This is a genomic window from Shewanella sp. T24-MNA-CIBAN-0130 (genome assembly GCF_040310185.1).
Classification (GTDB): Bacteria; Pseudomonadota; Gammaproteobacteria; order Enterobacterales; family Shewanellaceae; genus Shewanella; species Shewanella psychromarinicola.
The window spans coordinates 40,199-56,260 of sequence record NZ_JBEOPP010000028.1 but is presented as its reverse complement, the minus strand read 5'-3'; the positions used below and the strand labels follow the sequence as shown (position 1 = coordinate 56,260).

Genomic DNA, 16,062 nt, shown 5'->3' with positions numbered 1-16,062 from the left:
TTAAGTGATTTATTACCTTGGCATGCCGATCTAAAAGCTTGATGATATCGGGCTCCACCGCTTAATTGACCGCTTACATATATACGGGCTTAACAGCCAAGCTGCGCCCCTAATGAAATCCGTACCACTGCGCCTGTCAATTGAAACACCCATGCGGATTAGGCTTTTCCTATCCTTGGCCTATTCGGGCTAGCACTGGTTGGACTGAGCCATTTCTTCATCGTTCACAACAACCCCGGTGAGTATTTAATGTGCTATCTTGCGGCTCTTATCACCCAGTCGGACTCGGAGTCCTTGGCCAGACCGAGCTCTGCAAGATAGCGACAACAGTGTTAACAAGTACCATGGTTTACACCTTGATTTGCTGCATATTGCGGAGCATAAGGCACTTGTTTTTGTAATAAAATCCATATCAGTCTGGCGAGTCTATGAGCCGTGGCAACCACCGTACTGCAGATGCTTTTTCGGCTTCTTAGCTGCGTTATCCAGAGGTTTAAATCATCTTGTTTTTTACTCGCATGGCTGACGACGGTTCTGGCTCCATGAATAAGCTGTTTGCGTAAATAGCCGTTGCCACGTTTGGTAATACTGCCATTAACACTTCGATGGCCTGAGGCAAATTGCTTGGGGGTTAACCCCAGCCACACACCCAGTTCTTTAGCAGTATTAAACGCCTGACCTTTGCCAATTGATGCAACAAACGCTGACGCGATAATGGGCCCTACACCAGGAATGCTTAATAAAATTTTGCCATTAGGGTCACGCTCGACAAGTTTTTTTATCAAGGTATTAATTCTGTCTAAATGAGTATTAACACTTTGATATTCATCCCAGAAATCATTAGCCATCAACTTAATGATAGGGCGTTGTGACGCATCGTTAATGATGTCCCACATAGCAACTTCAAATGTTTTATAGCCTTGGGCAAAGCAAATCCCAAAATCGACTAATACACCCCGAATTTGATTAGTGCAGGCCGTTTTCTCCTTCACTAAACGTTCTCTGACTCGGTGTAACATCAATATTTCTTGCTGCTCTTCGGTTTTCACTGGCACGAAACGAATGTTTGGCCTAAAGCTGGCTTCAAAAATCGCCATTGTGTCATTGTTGTCATTTTTACTGCCTCGCACGAACGGGGTGACATGTTGGGCAGGAATGAGCTTAACGTTATGCCCCATAACGAGAAACTTACGTCCCCAGTAATGGGATGAATAACAAGCCTCAAAGACCACATCGCAATGGGGTTGTTGCAACATAAACTCAATCAGTTGAGTGCGATTTAAACGTTTATTGAAGACTTGCTTTGCATGGCTATCCATTCCTAAAACTTGGAAAACATTTTTTGCCAAATCAATCGCAATAGTGGTAACTTTCATGGTGGACGCTCCTTAAGTAACTGTATGGTTCAACATCAGTTTGGCGCATTGACGCCGTATTAGGGAGCGTCCATCTCATCACCCAAAATACTGACTTTAAAACGGCTGATTCAACTCTGAACTTGAGGACGTTGAAGAAAATAGTGTGAGTCCTGACATGGATGTCAGGCTAGCTTTCGAGGTACAGGATGTACCATCGGAAGCGTTAGCATTTTCGAATAAGTCCGAAGCAGCATACAAATGAAGTCCAAAGCTGGATTAATCCCCATGGCGACCTTTTCGCTGTTTGAAAATGTTGCGGGGCGGCTGGGAGTTCCAAGAGGGAACAGCCGTTGGTTTCCTCTTGGTCTGGTGTGGGTGAAGCGCCACGACGTTAGTGGCCGCAGGCCATAGCTTAAAAATACTTTGGGCCACTAACGAATTTAGCATTAACGCTTCACTGTCACGTCTTCACGGATACACAGCAATAATAGCTAACGATTTTCGACCTCGATAATCGACTACTGCGAGTTAATTTTCCACTCGCGGCAAACACTGTTATGCCTTCATATCGGCATTGAGTTGCCGGACTAAGGCCGCTGATAAGTTATTGGCAATACATACTGGAGAGTAGTTGTCACTGCAGTGAGTCATTTTATGATGCGGCAGGTAAAACAGCCGGTTACTTTTGTGTGTTTATGGGCGTTGTTTTATCTATGTAACAAAAATTGTTAACTGCTTCCTGTTTCCTTATGGTCGATTGTTGTAAACTCCGCGCCAACAAAGGCTATGTTGGTAAGAGTAAATTTTACCAGACATGTGGATAACAAATTTGTTTACCACAATACTCGCAGGTCACTAACGCCATAAGCGCCAAGTGGATCTCTCACCTAAGTCTATCTCGATTGGGGCTCTACCTGCCATAGCTGTGTCGCCAATGAATGATCATTGGTTAACTCATATTTAAGAGATCAAAAGGTATAATATCTATGAAGTCTGAACAGACTCTCTCTAACTCGACTGCTGCTTCTGATCCATTTTTGGATAGCTATTTCAATATTTCTGCCCGTGGAAGTACCTTAAAACGTGAAGTCATTGCGGGCTTAACGACGTTTTTGGCTATGGTTTATTCGGTAATTGTAGTGCCTAACATGCTTGGCACTGCAGGGTTTGACCCTGCTGCGGTATTTATCGCGACTTGCTTAATTGCCGCTTTTGGTTCGTTACTCATGGGGCTATGGGCTAATTTGCCGATGGCCATAGGGTGTGCAATATCACTCACGGCCTTTACGGCATTTAGTATGGTGCTGGGCCAAGGCATATCCATTCCTGTCACCCTTGGCGCTATTTTTCTTATGGGTGTCGTATTTACCTTTGTGAGTGTCACGGGTATTCGTCAGTGGGTACTGACGAACTTGCCAACCGGTATCGCTCATGGTACGGGTATTGGTATTGGTTTGTTTTTACTGCTTATTGCGACCAATAGCGTGAAATTAATTGTCTCCAACGATGCCGGTTTACCCGTACAGCTTGGTGATATTAATAGCTTACCGGTTATCGCAACAATAATTGGCCTTGCTATGACGATTGGGCTTGAGCGCCGAGGCATGCCAGGTGGCATATTGCTGGTGATTGTCGGACTCTCTGTCTTTGGGTTAATATTTGATCCGAACGTGACATATCAAGGCTTATTTGCATTGCCTGACTTGATGTCGGAAACATCACTGATTGGCCAGCTCGATATTATGGGCGCACTGAATCCAGTGGTACTGCCGATTGTGTTGGCGTTGGTGATGACCGCAATATTTGATGCCACTGGCACGATTCGAGCGGTGGCAGGCCAAGCGGAACTTCTTGATGAAAATGACAATATTGTGGGTGGTGGTAAAGCACTGACATCAGATTCTGTCAGCAGTATTGTTGCTGGCCTAGTCGGCGGTGCCCCTGCGGCCGTTTATATTGAATCCGCTGCAGGAACCGCTGCAGGTGGCAAAACTGGCCTGACCGCTACCATAGTTGGCTTGCTGTTTTTGATGATGATGTTTTTAGCGCCGTTAAGCTATTTAGTGCCGGCTTATGCGACCGCGCCAGCGCTTATGTATGTTGGATTACTGATGCTAAGCAACGTCACTAAGCTTGATTTTGACGATAAAGTGGATGCGATGGCAGGCCTAACCTGCGCAGTATTTATCATTTTAAGCTGTAATATCGTCACTGGGATCATGCTTGGCTTTGTGACCTTAGTGATTGGCCGCATATGCAGCGGCGAGTGGCGTAAACTGCGACTTGGCGTCATCGCCATTACACTCGGTTTAGTCGCGTTCTATCTAGGTGGTTGGGCAATTTAACCCGATAATAGACTCAATAGTGAGGCCAGCCATAGAGGCTGGCCTTTTTATTAGCGGCTTTTTGTTAGCGGCGTAATACGGCTAAGGCCTAGAAAGACGAGGCTCTTGTTAGTGGCCTACCATAGCGACTTTCATCTTCAGCAGGTGCTGGTGGTAGCTGGCCGCTAGCAATATGGGCGTTTAACCATAATAGCTGCAGGGGTTACGGAATTCATCGCGGCGCAGTGATACATCTAAGTCCACATCTAGGCCCACATCTAAGTCCACATCTAAGTCCACATCTAAGTCCACATCTAAGTCCACATCTAAGTCCACATTTAAGTCCACATCTAGGCCCACATTTAAGCCCGCTTCACTTATCCATGTCAGGGCAATCCCCTTGCTTTTAAACGCCAGCATCACCTTGAATACACTATAGTGTTAGCTAGACAGCAAAAGCGCTAAGGCCCATAAGCAAACCCTTGTCTTGACCCATAGGAGGCATTCACCCTTTTCTAGCAATCATAAAACCAAAGATATATCTCAATAGCGTAGCCAGTAAAAATAGCTATCCGCATCACTCTTCGCAAAAATCTTGTGTCTCTAACAGTAATTTGGCATAAGGTTCCATCGGAATGTTCATTTCCTGTTGCAACCATTGACCTTTAGCCAGTAGATCTTGTTCTTTTAGCGCGGGAATGTCATTTTTGAATGCAAGAACAATCGTGTTTCCACTATCGACTTCGAAACTGAGTAGTTGGTTGTCAAATACGCCCGCGAGTAATTCATCTAACTCTTCTCGTAAGTTAACTGTCGTATGCCAGATATTGAGCACGAGGACACCTTGTTGGTTGAGTGCCTGTTTACAATCACGCAAGTAGGATTGTTGTACTTGCTTCGGTTCCATGCCCTTAGCGTTGTAGAGATCTGAAAAGATAATATCGCTTTTTATGTCGGTGTGTTTCATGTAGTTAACCGCATCATCTATATGAATACACAGGCGATCCGTGTCGGGTAAGTAAAAATATTCTGTTGCAGTATTGGCCACGGCTGCACGATATTCGACCGCATGGACCTGCAATTCGGAGAAACTACTGAGTAGATTTTTTGCCATTGAGCCGGCGCCCAGCCCCATAATCGTGGCCGTTTTTACTGTGGGGATAAACAATAAACCCGCCATCATGGCCTGAGTGTAGCCCAGAGCTAATCCATTAATGTCTTTTAGTTTCATACTACTTTGATAGATTTTCCCATCAAAGCTGAGGATCCGGCTGGTCCTTGTTTGGTAAACATAAATTGGGCCGTGCTCATCGTTTATTGATGAGATGCAGTTTCCTTTGATATCCATGATCTTTTTAATACCTTTTAAATACGGGTATATAACGGGTAGAGCATTATAACGAAAAAGAGGGCTAGGTGTTTCTCGATGATTTTTTCTGCTTTAATCAATAAAATCCTTTAGCGGACAGCCACTTTTATGTCTTGCGCTATCACGCGACAAAGGACGATGCTTGGATCGGAGATATCTTGTTAACCAAGCCAAGAGGGTCTAGGCCGCGATGAACATCGACCATATCGTCAAGTATCATAATGAGTGTCGGCTAAATCATTGATAACGGATGGCCAGTATTTAAGCTGAATGTGAATTTAAATCTAAATATGAACCGAATATAAAGATAGAAAAACCACTAAGATGCCCAAAATTGTCAGTTGAAATAGGCAAAAATTGATACCTTGGTAAGCGCTTGGATCACTAGACACGGCACATTTGCTACGGGTACTGGCTGCAGTTCAATGTCAAAAAACATGTTCGCGGATTTTGCTAGAACACGACACCTCAATGTCGTTGCCATCGAGTCATTTCCGTTAGAACGATATCGCCTAAAAAATCTTAGCGCCAGACACAGATAAAGTTCAGGATTTATACAAAAGTTTGTTATACTCCGCGGCCGCTTATCTATGGCACAAAATTGGCGCTTAATTCAGGCTTAACGTTTTTCAACTATCCTAAGATGTTAATCACGCTAAATTAAGCATAGAATCGACCATTAGATAAGGCTCTAAACCATAAAATTCCAGATTAATTTGCGAACACTTTTTGTTAACTGATGTTGACTGAATCGCATATCAATCGCTTTGTTTTGATGTACATACAGGAACTGCACCATGAAATTTGAATCTTTTAGCTTCGCCCCAGAATTACTACGCGCGATCGCTGAGTGCGGTTATCAAGCTATGACACCCGTTCAACAACAAGCGATCCCTGCGATCCGTCGTGGTGAAGATGTGTTAGCCAGCGCCCAAACCGGTACCGGTAAAACGGCGGCGTTTGCATTGCCTATTTTACAAAAAATGTGTGACACCCCCAAAGAGACGCTACCGTCTAACACTCGCACCTTAATTCTAACGCCAACCCGTGAGCTTGCTGCGCAGGTTGCCGACAATATTAGCGCCTACAGTAAATACCTTAACGTAACGGTATTAACCATTTACGGTGGCGTTAAAATGGACTCTCAATCACAGAAACTTAAACGTGGTGCCGACGTGATTGTGGCTACCCCAGGGCGTTTGCTTGAACACATTGTAGCCTGTAACTTAAGTTTATCTAACGTTGAATTTTTAGTCCTAGATGAAGCCGATCGCATGCTCGATATGGGCTTTAGTGCTGATATTAAAAAAATTATCCAAGCGGTAAACAAAAAGCGTCAAAACATGTTGTTTTCTGCGACCTTCTCTACTGAAGTGAAAAAGTTAGCCAATGAGATGCTTAATAAGCCTAAAATTATTGCCGCTGATAAGCAAAACACCACGGCGGACACCGTTAGCCAAGTGGTGTATCCGGTTGAGCAACGTCGTAAACATGAATTATTATCTGAGTTAATTGGCACTAAAAATTGGCAACGTGTCTTAGTGTTCACCGCGACGCGTGATGCGGCAGATAAATTAGTGAAAGAGCTAAACTTAGACGGGATTGTTTCTGGTGTGGTTCATGGCGAGAAAGCCCAAGGTAGCCGTCGTCGTGCACTGCGTGAATTTGTTGAAGGTAAAATTCGCGTATTAGTCGCCACCGAAGTGGCTGCTCGCGGACTCGATATCCAAAATCTAGAATATGTTGTTAACTACGATTTACCGTTTTTAGCCGAAGATTATGTCCACCGTATTGGCCGTACTGGTCGTGCGGGTAAAACCGGTGTTGCCATTTCATTTGTGAGCCGCGAAGAAGAACGCACCTTAGCGGACATTGAAAAATTAATCGGCCAGAAAATCCGCCGGGTCACAGTGCCAGGTTACGAAGTCGGCAGCCGTGAGGTATTGCTCAAGCAAATTGAACAACGCCGTAGCTTTGCTAAAAAGCAACAACGTAGCGATAACGTGGGCGAGCAGATGATTGCCGAGAAAAACATGGATGGACGTCGGGTTAAAGTCGGTAAAGCCAGTAGCACGGTAAAATACAAAAAGATTAAATAGCATCACACTATTTAATCAACTAGGCGCTTAGGCGCCTTTTTTGTGTTTGGATGAAATTATTGTGTTTATGCTATGGTCTATTGTTGTTGGGACATCACTTCACAAGGACTTACTATGCTAAAAACGCTACTTATCGCTACCGCACTGACCCTAACCAGTTTAGCCAGTATGGCTAAACCCATTGCCAGTGACGAAAATCATGTAATACCCCTGCTTAATGGTCATCAAATTCCGGCGATTACACTGCAAGATGTTGATGGCAAAGCGGTTGATCTGAGTCAATTGGTAGCCCAAAAACCCACGGTCTTTTTCTTTTATCGTGGCGGCTGGTGTCCATTTTGTAATTCGCAAATGGGCCAGCTCAAAGCCATTGAACCTAAACTCATTGAGCTAGGTTTTCAGTTAGTGGGGATTTCACCCGACACCCCAGAAAAAATGCGCGCCTCGATAACGACTAAAAAACTGGATTATTTACTGCTGTCCGATGCATCAATGGCCGCTTCACAAGCTTTTGGTTTGGCGTATTACACCAGTGAAAAAACCACCCAGACTTACCAAGCTAAGCTGAATGTCGACAATACCCTGTTTACCACGCCACAAGGTGATAAACGCTTGGTGTTGCCTGTGCCTGCGGTATACGTGGCAGACAAAACCGGCTTAATCCATTTTCAATATGTTAATCCCAACTATAAAGTTCGCCCGGCTCCTGAATTGATTTTAACTGCAGCAGAGCTGTTGGTTAACTAATCGCGCCCTGTGCAATCGATTCCAATGGCACAGCCAACATCAGCGATGTAGTCAATGATGTTGGCTTATTCAACTATTTTTTATCACATGCAGAGCATTTATTCTAAGCATACAAACACCTACTTATCGCCATAAAACACAATCATCGCTCACATTTTATCGCCTTATCCCCCTTGGTTTAGCTAAACAATGCTTTTTCTGTTGGATTTATAACACCATATCTCGTTACACTGTTCTTCATATAAAAATATATCCTATTTAGTAAGGCCGCACATGACCATAGCAACCCCAACGACTTTTGGCACAGCAAACACCCCAGGCACAATCAAAGCGATGTTGTTAGGCTGTGGCGAACTCGGTAAAGAAGTCGCCATAGAATTACAACGTTACGGCATTGAGGTGATTGGGGTCGACCGCTACCCGAATGCACCAGCCATGCAAATTGCTCATCGTTTTCATGTGATCAACATGCTCGATGCCGATGCACTCAAAACGGTTATTGAACTCGAGCAGCCTGACTTGGTGATCCCTGAAATCGAAGCGATTGCGACTAAAACGTTATTGGAACTGGAGCAACAAGGCTTGCGGGTGGTGCCGACAGCAAAGGCGACCCAACTAACCATGGATCGCGAAGGCATTCGACGCTTGGCGGCAGAAACATTAGCCGTGCCCACATCGGCTTACTTTTTTTGCGACAACCAAGATGAATTTGAACAAGCTGTTGCCACCATTGGAATGCCTTGTGTGGTTAAACCTGTGATGAGTTCATCGGGTAAAGGCCAAAGTGTGATTAAAACGGCAAAGCAAGTTCAACCGGCGTGGGCTTATGCTCAAGAAGGTGGCCGAGCAGGTCAAGGGCGGGTGATTGTTGAAGCCTTTATTCCTTTTGACTATGAAATCACCCTACTGACCATCAGTGCGGTCAATGGCATCCACTTTTGTGACCCGATTGGTCATCGACAAGAAGACGGTGATTACCGTGAATCTTGGCAACCACAAGCGATGCCCGCGAAGGTATTGCACAAAGCCCAAGCCATGAGTCAGCGAGTTGTTGAAGCCTTAGGGGGTTATGGACTGTTTGGTGTAGAGCTATTTATTAAAGGTGATGAGGTGTATTTTTCTGAAGTGTCACCCAGACCACATGATACCGGTTTAGTCACCTTAATCAGTCAGGATTTGTCAGAGTTTGCCTTACATGTGCGCGCCATTTTAGGCTTACCCATCAGCAATATTGTGCAACACGGTCCCAGCGCCTCTGCGGTTATTCTGGCTGAAGGCACATCAACCAATATCCGTTACCAAGGCATGGCTGAAGCACTCGCGCCTGTTGATACTCAACTGCGTTTATTTGGTAAACCAGACATTGATGGACGCCGTCGTTTAGGGGTAGCGTTAGCCAGAGACAACACGGTTGAAGAAGCCATCGAAAAAGCCAAAACGGTTGCCAGTAAGATTAAGGTATTGTTTTAAGCAAAGCTGAAGTGAACTGGATCAAACTAAAGTTAATTAACAACAAACTAAGCCGCAGATTATCTGCGGTTTAGTTTTTTGCAACTTAGCGTTAAGAATTAGGCTTTTGGTTTTGGCAGTGGTTTTGGCAGTGGTTTATTGGCTAAATGAAAGTGGACTAACATCAGTAAACGAAACAGTGCTTTAAGCTTACGATCTTGATCAAGCTTACCTGCGTTAATCAGTTTTTGCAGCAGCGTTATTTTCAGGTACAGATTTTTAACCAGCACATCACTTGGCTCACCTAAATACTTATCAAACTCTTTATAACCCTCAATGGTGCGCGACGCTAACTTACCCTGGCGAATATGTAATCCCGACAGCATCGCATGTTCAAACGCTTTGGTTTCTAGGCCGTTAATAATGTCTGCGGTGCTAACAGCTTGCGCTACGCCATCAACAAAAAAATGAATGTTGGCTTCAATTTCAAATTGCAGCGCATGGGTATCATGACGCACGTTATCAAACCTGGTGCGCTCTTTATCGACAAAATCAAACAGGACTTTCCATAGTGACATGTGCAGAACTCCGTTCTAAATGAGAGTTTAAGCGATGGTGATTAGTGCTCGTTGCTAAGAATGCGAGTGCCTAAGAGCACTCATTGTTAGCGACTGATTTAGCCGTTGATTCTATTCAATATTTTACCTTGCTGGAAATGGCGCACATTCTCAATGGCAATATTGAGTAGATTTTGTCTGGCTTGTAATGTCGCCCATGCAATATGCGGCGTGATGCTAATATTGGCGGCACTGAGTAGCGGATTATTCGCACTCGGTGGCTCAGTCGATAATACGTCGACTCCGGCAAAGCCATTATGGTCATTTAACCATTGGGCCAAATCTGCTTCATTAATTAAATCACCACGGGCAGTATTAATCAGTAAACAACCGGATGGAAGTAAAGCTAAACTGGATTTATTCATCATGTGTTTGGTTAATGGATTAAGTGGGCAATGCAGTGACACAATATTGGCTTGGGTTAATAACGTCTCCAGTTCACACCAGTGAACGCCCTTGGGTAAAGCGGTTTTAGGTTTGGCACTGGTGATCAACACCTTCATGCCAAACGCCACGCCTAATGTTGCCACTTGTTGGCCAATATCGCCATAACCGACAACACCTAAGGTTAGGCCTTTTAGCGAGGTTAATGGGCTTAAGGTAAAACAAAAATCTCTATTAGCAGCCCACTCTCCAGCTTTAACAGCTTGATTGTGTAACGCCACCTGTTGATGATGATGCAAAATATGCGCAAATACCATTTGTGCCACAGCATCTGGACCATAGGCAGGAATATTGGTAACGCTAATACCCTGCTCTGTCGCCGCCTCAACATCGACCACATTGGTGCCGGTCGCGAGCACACCGATGTAGGTTAACCTGGGCAGTTGTTTTAAGGTCTCTGCGCTTAACAGGGTTTTGTTAGTCAGTACTATATCTGCTTCGTGACAGCGATTAACCACCTGATCGAGTGTTGTATGATCGTAAATATCACACTGGCCTAGCGCTTCAAGCGCCTGCCAACTCAAATCACCTGAGTTAAGTGTATAACCATCTAATACCACTATTTTCATCACGTACTTCAGTCCTTTGCTTGGTCTACTCTCAGTGTAAAATTAACGCATACCACGCGAGGTTTTTATGCGTTCATAAGCGACTTGAATATCTTGAGCTTTGGTTTTAGCCAACTCCATCATTTCAGCTGGTAACCCTTTTGCCACAAGCTTGTCAGGATGATGTTCATTCATCAATTTTCGGTAGGTTCGTTTAATATCTTGATCGCTAGCAGATTCTTTTACCCCGAGTAACAAATAGGCATCAATCAGCGAAATTTTATTACCTTGCGGCGCCTGATGATGGCTAAACTCTGCTTGCCAACGAGCCAGTAAGGCATCAAGTTGTGCACCAAGACCAAGTTTAGCGGCAATCACTGACAATATTTGTTTTTCATTTGCATGTAATTCACCATCAGTCAAAGCAGTTTGAATTTGGATTTCCAAAAACATCTGCGCCAACTCAACCCGGCCTTGTGTGGCTTGTCGAAACAGTTCTAGCTGCTTGAGTAAATCAAAATCCGCTTGGCGACCTTGACGAAAAGCGGTTTGCGCATCGACACGTGATTGCCCAGACAGCTTCATTTGATCCATTAACAGGGTTGCAATGCGAACATCAGTTTCGGTCACCCTCCCAGAGGCTTTGGCTACATGACCCATAACCGCAAAGGTGGAATTAAAAAACATCGCCTGACGTTCACTACCTTTACGAATTAACGACTTGAATCCTTGGCGTTTATCAAAAGCATGACCTAACCATAACCCTAATATTGCCCCGAAAAAACGCCCAAACATAAACCCAATGATAAACCCAAAAATTTTACCCCAAATTCGCATTTTTTCTTCCACTATATTTAAAATAATTACGCCACTGTGCGCCCATCATTTGACCTAACTTAAGGCAACAACAAAGAGACTAAACGTGTTTGTAACTGTTCAAGTCGCTCGAGTGTTCCTACGTCACACCAATAAGCATTAAAATATTCACCATAGATCCGCTGTTGGGTAATCGACTGTTTCAATAACGGTCCCAAAGCATGCTTACCTTGAGGCAATGCGCTAAATAATTGAGGATGATAAATCCCCAGTCCAGCAAATGTTAACCTTTGTTCATCCTGCAAGGTTAATTGCCCTTGCGCAGCAATCGAAAAATCGCCTACTAGATGGTGGTCTGGATTGTCGACTAACCATAAATAGCCCAAGGCATCACCTTGGCTCACTCGCTGATAAGCCGCGGTCATATCGGGCAAGTGATCGATAAAAATATCACCATTGATCACTAAAAAAGGCTCGTCACCCAACAAAGGTAATGCTTGCTTTATGCCACCGGCGGTTTCTAACGCCGTGGTTTCTTCACTGTAGCTAATCTGCAGTCCCCAACGACTCCCATCGCCTAACATTTCAGGTAACTTATACCCTAACCAAGCTTGATTAATTACCACGTCGGTCACACCGATTAACGCCAATTTTTCTAAGTGATATTCAATTAAGGGTTTACCCGCAACACTCACTAACGGCTTAGGTAACGAGTCGGTTAATGGTCGTAAACGCTCCCCACGTCCCGCAGCTAAAATCATCGCTTTCATGCTTCGCTTACCGCCTCATTGATGATCTTATGGTTTACTAACGGTAAAATCACCTTTTTAATCCATACGCCAAAATCAGCAATTTGTGGGTATTGCATCCCAATATCAGCTATATACTGTAAGGTTAATGGAATATCAGCTAGATAACCGTCTTTGCCATCACGATGGTATAAACGCGCAAAAATACCTGCCGCTTTAATGTGGCGCTGTAAGCCCATTAAATCAGACCATTGTTTATAGGTTGAAAACTTAACCTCTTTAGCCATCAATTTATGATCTATTGCAAGTTGATAGTGATACCTCATCAAGTGATCAATAATATCGTCTGGCCAACGCACGTAACAATCGCGCAGCAATGATACCGCATCATAAGTCACCGGCCCATGCACCGCATCTTGAAAGTCGATAACCGCTAATGCATGATCATTTATCAGTAAATTACGGCTATGGTAGTCACGGTGCATCCCCACTTTGGGTTGTGCAAGCACATTTTGGGTCAACGCACTAAACGTTGACGTCACCATTTTTTGCTCATTGTCCGTCAATACGTAATCTAAATGTTTGTTTAATAGCCAATCAACAAAAATAGCTAACTCTCTCGCCACAAATGCACCATCGTAATCTGCTAACGGTCCATTTTCGGTATCGGTCACAGTCGCAATCACCGGGAGTAAATTTAATGCCTGCTGATAATAGTCGGCTACATTGTCTTTATTGAGCACCGACAATAGTTGTAACTCACCCACATCAGTTTGCAAAACAAAACCATACTCATCGCAGGTTGCAAGCACTTCGGGTACCAGTAGCCCAACGCGTTGGTAGGCCTTTGCTATTGCAACAAAAGGGGCGATGGGCACTAAATCGATGGGCGAATCAGAGACAATATAATGGTTATCTTGATGATGAATACGAAAATAGCGTCGAAAACTGGCATCACCACAGATCAAGTTAATGGCAACTCCATCGCCGAAATATTGGTTTAACCAGTCACTTAACGCGATAAATCTTGGATCAGATAAAATCATCTCAATGGCTCTTAACGAAAAATTGCTTTATTATAGCCAGCATAACATTTGGAAACAGCTAAAGAATGGAATGTTTCATTTAGCTGAGTATCTTTTCTCTCCAAAACTTTTCCAGCATCAGAATTCATAAATTATTGACAACAATGCAGATCCGTTATTTTCTGGCATTATGCCTACTCCCAAATATCGTGTTGGCTGATGAGCCAACAACGACACCAGCGCCTGCGTTGCAATGCGTTGTAGTTCCTCCGGTTTCTCGTTCATTCGAAGACCGCGCAGCATTAACTGGCATCTCAGACGATCAGATTGTTATCATTAGCGATCAATCCACCGTAGCTTACAATAACCAGGCTGAGTTTTCGGGTGATGTGAGTTTCAGCCAAGGACGTCGTCATATTGCCGCTGACAATGCCGTGCTGGATCAAAAGCAGCAACGTTTAAATGCAAACGGTAACCTTATATTTAAAGATGAGTTATTTACCATCACCGCAAATTCATTAGAAGCACAAATGAGCGCCAATAATGCCACTCTGAAAGGAGCTCAATATTGGTTACATGGACAACAAGTGCATGGTGACGCAGAAAAGCTTCAGATCACTTCAGACAATAATCTATTGCTGACAAAAACTAACTTCACTACCTGCCCTCCCGGTGATGAATCATGGTTACTCGAAGCTGAAATGATCAAAATTGATAGCGAAGAAGAATGGGGCGAAATTTGGAATGCCAAACTGCGTATTGCCAACATCCCAGTGTTATACATTCCGTATATGACGATCCCAGTGTCAGATAAACGTAAATCAGGCTTTCTATTCCCTAGTTTTAGCACGAGTACCACCAACGGCGTTGAAATTAGTACCCCGTATTATTGGAATATCGCGCCAGAATTTGATTTAACGTTTACGCCAGACTATATGTCATCTCGTGGTTTATACACCAAAACTGAATTCAGATATTTGGCGGGTGAACGTCAGAATGGCCAAGTTAATTTTGAATATTTAGGCAGTGATAATAAGCTCACTAATAACGCAAATCGTTACCTTTACCACTGGAGTCATCAAGGTGCGGTGAATGACAATTGGCGGGTAAGAGCAAATTATACAGATGTATCTGATAATAATTATTTCAACGATTTAAATTCCGACGTCAATCAGTCAACCGACAACCAGTTATCACGTATTGGTGAAGCCAGTTATTTTGAACGTGACTGGGACTTCAACATGCGAGTACAAGACATTAAAGTACTTGGCGAAGATGAAAAACCGTATCAAGTGATGCCACAGTTAAACTTTAACTATCGTTCTGCGGACATTATTAATTCTATTGATTTCAGGTTTAATTCTGAACTGACCAATTTTCGCCATCAAGATAACGAGTACAATACAGCAACCCGCTTACACTTAGTGCCCAGCTTAATTTGGCCAATTCAAGGACCTGCAGGCTCGTTTACCAGTGAAGTTAAATTACTGCAAACTCAGTATTGGCAACAAAATATCGACGACGACTCAACATTAGACGACAGTATAAGCCGCACGATTCCACAAGCGCGTTTACATGGTCAGGTCAATTTTGAGCGGGCAACACAACTGTTTGACGAGCAATACCGTCAAACGCTCGAACCCCAGATCCAATATCTTTATGTCGGCTATGAAGATCAATCCAATATTGGTATTTATGACACCGCACAATTGCAAGAAGACTATTATGGTTTATTCCGCGATCGCCAATATTCAGGTTTAGACCGCGTGGCAGATGCCAACCAGTTTACCTTAGGTTTCACCACTCGTTTGTTTGATCAAACTAACCGCGAAAAACTTAAGTTTAGCGTGGGTCAAATCATCTATTTAGAAAACTCAAAAGTCAGCATTGAAAATACCTACGAAGAAGCCACTCAGTCAACGTCGGTCTTGGCAGCTGAATTAGATGCCCAGTTATACAACGATTGGTTTGTCAGTGGTTCGGTTCAGCACGATACTGAAACGGGTAAAAATAAAAAGAATGAAGTCACCTTAGATTATCGTCCAAGTAATGACAGATTATTGCAACTAAGTTATCGTTATGTACCCGACTTGCTCAATACCAACACCAATGACCAAGTAGATATTTCGCAGGCTGGTGTGCGTGCATCGTGGCCCATTAGTGACAACTTATATTTTGTGGGTAACTACTATTACGACCTCAATGAATCTCGTAGTATTGAAACTTACACTGGCGTGCAATACGAATCATGTTGCTGGGCATTGCGTCTGAGTTATCATTATCGTATCAAAACCAACTACGATGATGATTTATCAGAAACCATTGACGGACGTGAGGAGTTTGAAAGCGGTGTTTACCTGAACTTTGTCATTAAAGGCTTAGGGGGATCGGGTCCGTTAGGGGTCGACGACATGTTAAATGAAGGCTTATTTAACTACCGTAAACCACTTTACTTGAGGAATTAGCATTCTTTTGTGATAGATTGCTGAACCTAGCGATAAACTCATAGTCCAATAA

At 43.7% G+C, this 16,062-nt stretch carries 13 protein-coding genes; 5 read left to right on the top strand and 8 right to left on the bottom strand.

Features of this window, described 5'->3' with window-relative positions; genetic code table 11:
* Positions 1 to 332 precede the first annotated feature (332 nt).
* On the bottom strand, positions 333 to 1,376 hold the full coding sequence (locus AAEZ02_RS12590; protein WP_124012322.1) for an IS110 family RNA-guided transposase: 1,044 nt from the start codon (positions 1,374 to 1,376) through the stop codon (positions 333 to 335).
* A 968-nt stretch (positions 1,377 to 2,344) separates the two neighbouring features.
* Here AAEZ02_RS12590 and AAEZ02_RS12585 point away from each other — a divergent pair.
* A complete protein-coding gene (locus AAEZ02_RS12585) occupies positions 2,345 to 3,703 on the top strand; it encodes an NCS2 family permease (RefSeq protein ID WP_124012323.1) in 1,359 nt (452 codons plus the stop codon).
* 180 nt (positions 3,704 to 3,883) lie between these two features.
* Here the strand turns inward: AAEZ02_RS12585 and AAEZ02_RS12580 are convergent, their stop codons facing one another.
* Both AAEZ02_RS12580 and AAEZ02_RS12575 read right to left on the bottom strand, forming a co-directional pair.
* Positions 3,884 to 4,102 (bottom strand): hypothetical protein, encoded by a 219-nt coding sequence (locus AAEZ02_RS12580; RefSeq protein ID WP_351123309.1) that lies wholly within the window; start codon positions 4,100 to 4,102, stop codon positions 3,884 to 3,886.
* Positions 4,103 to 4,259: 157 nt separating this feature from the next.
* Positions 4,260 to 5,030 carry a spermidine synthase gene (locus tag AAEZ02_RS12575; RefSeq protein ID WP_124012325.1) on the bottom strand — a complete coding sequence of 257 codons (771 nt, stop codon included), beginning with the start codon at positions 5,028 to 5,030 and terminating at the stop codon, positions 4,260 to 4,262.
* A gap of 818 nt (positions 5,031 to 5,848) precedes the next feature.
* On the opposite strand from AAEZ02_RS12575, the gene AAEZ02_RS12570 reads away from it, so the two are divergent.
* The 3 genes from AAEZ02_RS12570 to purT all read left to right on the top strand — a co-directional run bounded on the left by AAEZ02_RS12570 (position 5,849) and on the right by purT (position 9,367).
* Complete coding sequence (locus AAEZ02_RS12570; RefSeq protein WP_101034414.1) at positions 5,849 to 7,150, top strand: DEAD/DEAH box helicase; 1,302 nt, start codon at positions 5,849 to 5,851, stop codon at positions 7,148 to 7,150.
* A gap of 114 nt (positions 7,151 to 7,264) precedes the next feature.
* Positions 7,265 to 7,897, top strand: coding sequence for a peroxiredoxin-like family protein (locus AAEZ02_RS12565; RefSeq protein ID WP_351088453.1), 633 nt, complete (start codon positions 7,265 to 7,267; stop codon positions 7,895 to 7,897).
* Positions 7,898 to 8,170: 273 nt separating this feature from the next.
* Positions 8,171 to 9,367 carry a formate-dependent phosphoribosylglycinamide formyltransferase gene (gene purT / locus AAEZ02_RS12560; RefSeq protein ID WP_124012327.1) on the top strand — a complete coding sequence of 399 codons (1,197 nt, stop codon included), beginning with the start codon at positions 8,171 to 8,173 and terminating at the stop codon, positions 9,365 to 9,367.
* 98 nt (positions 9,368 to 9,465) lie between these two features.
* Here purT and AAEZ02_RS12555 read toward each other — a convergent pair whose 3' ends face one another.
* From AAEZ02_RS12555 to AAEZ02_RS12535, 5 genes are all read right to left on the bottom strand, one after another.
* A complete protein-coding gene (locus AAEZ02_RS12555) occupies positions 9,466 to 9,924 on the bottom strand; it encodes a hypothetical protein (protein ID WP_124012328.1) in 459 nt (152 codons plus the stop codon).
* A gap of 98 nt (positions 9,925 to 10,022) precedes the next feature.
* Entirely contained in the window at positions 10,023 to 10,976 is a 954-nt protein-coding gene (locus AAEZ02_RS12550; RefSeq protein WP_351088471.1) for a D-2-hydroxyacid dehydrogenase, read from the bottom strand.
* Between the two features lie 42 nt (positions 10,977 to 11,018).
* Positions 11,019 to 11,792, bottom strand: a complete 774-nt coding sequence (djlA, locus tag AAEZ02_RS12545; protein WP_101034409.1) for a co-chaperone DjlA — start codon at positions 11,790 to 11,792, stop codon at positions 11,019 to 11,021.
* Between the two features lie 59 nt (positions 11,793 to 11,851).
* The gene (gene murU / locus AAEZ02_RS12540; protein ID WP_335689335.1) at positions 11,852 to 12,541 is read right to left on the bottom strand and encodes an N-acetylmuramate alpha-1-phosphate uridylyltransferase MurU; all 690 of its coding nucleotides are present in this window, start codon (positions 12,539 to 12,541) and stop codon (positions 11,852 to 11,854) included.
* Positions 12,538 to 13,566, bottom strand: a complete 1,029-nt coding sequence (locus AAEZ02_RS12535) for an aminoglycoside phosphotransferase family protein (protein ID WP_351123305.1) — start codon at positions 13,564 to 13,566, stop codon at positions 12,538 to 12,540. The genes murU and AAEZ02_RS12535 overlap by 4 nt, the downstream gene beginning before the upstream one ends.
* Positions 13,567 to 13,709: 143 nt before the next feature.
* Between AAEZ02_RS12535 and lptD the strand changes: the two genes are divergently transcribed.
* Positions 13,710 to 16,010, top strand: coding sequence for an LPS assembly protein LptD (lptD, locus tag AAEZ02_RS12530; RefSeq protein WP_351123302.1), 2,301 nt, complete (start codon positions 13,710 to 13,712; stop codon positions 16,008 to 16,010).
* Positions 16,011 to 16,062: the final 52 nt, after the last annotated feature.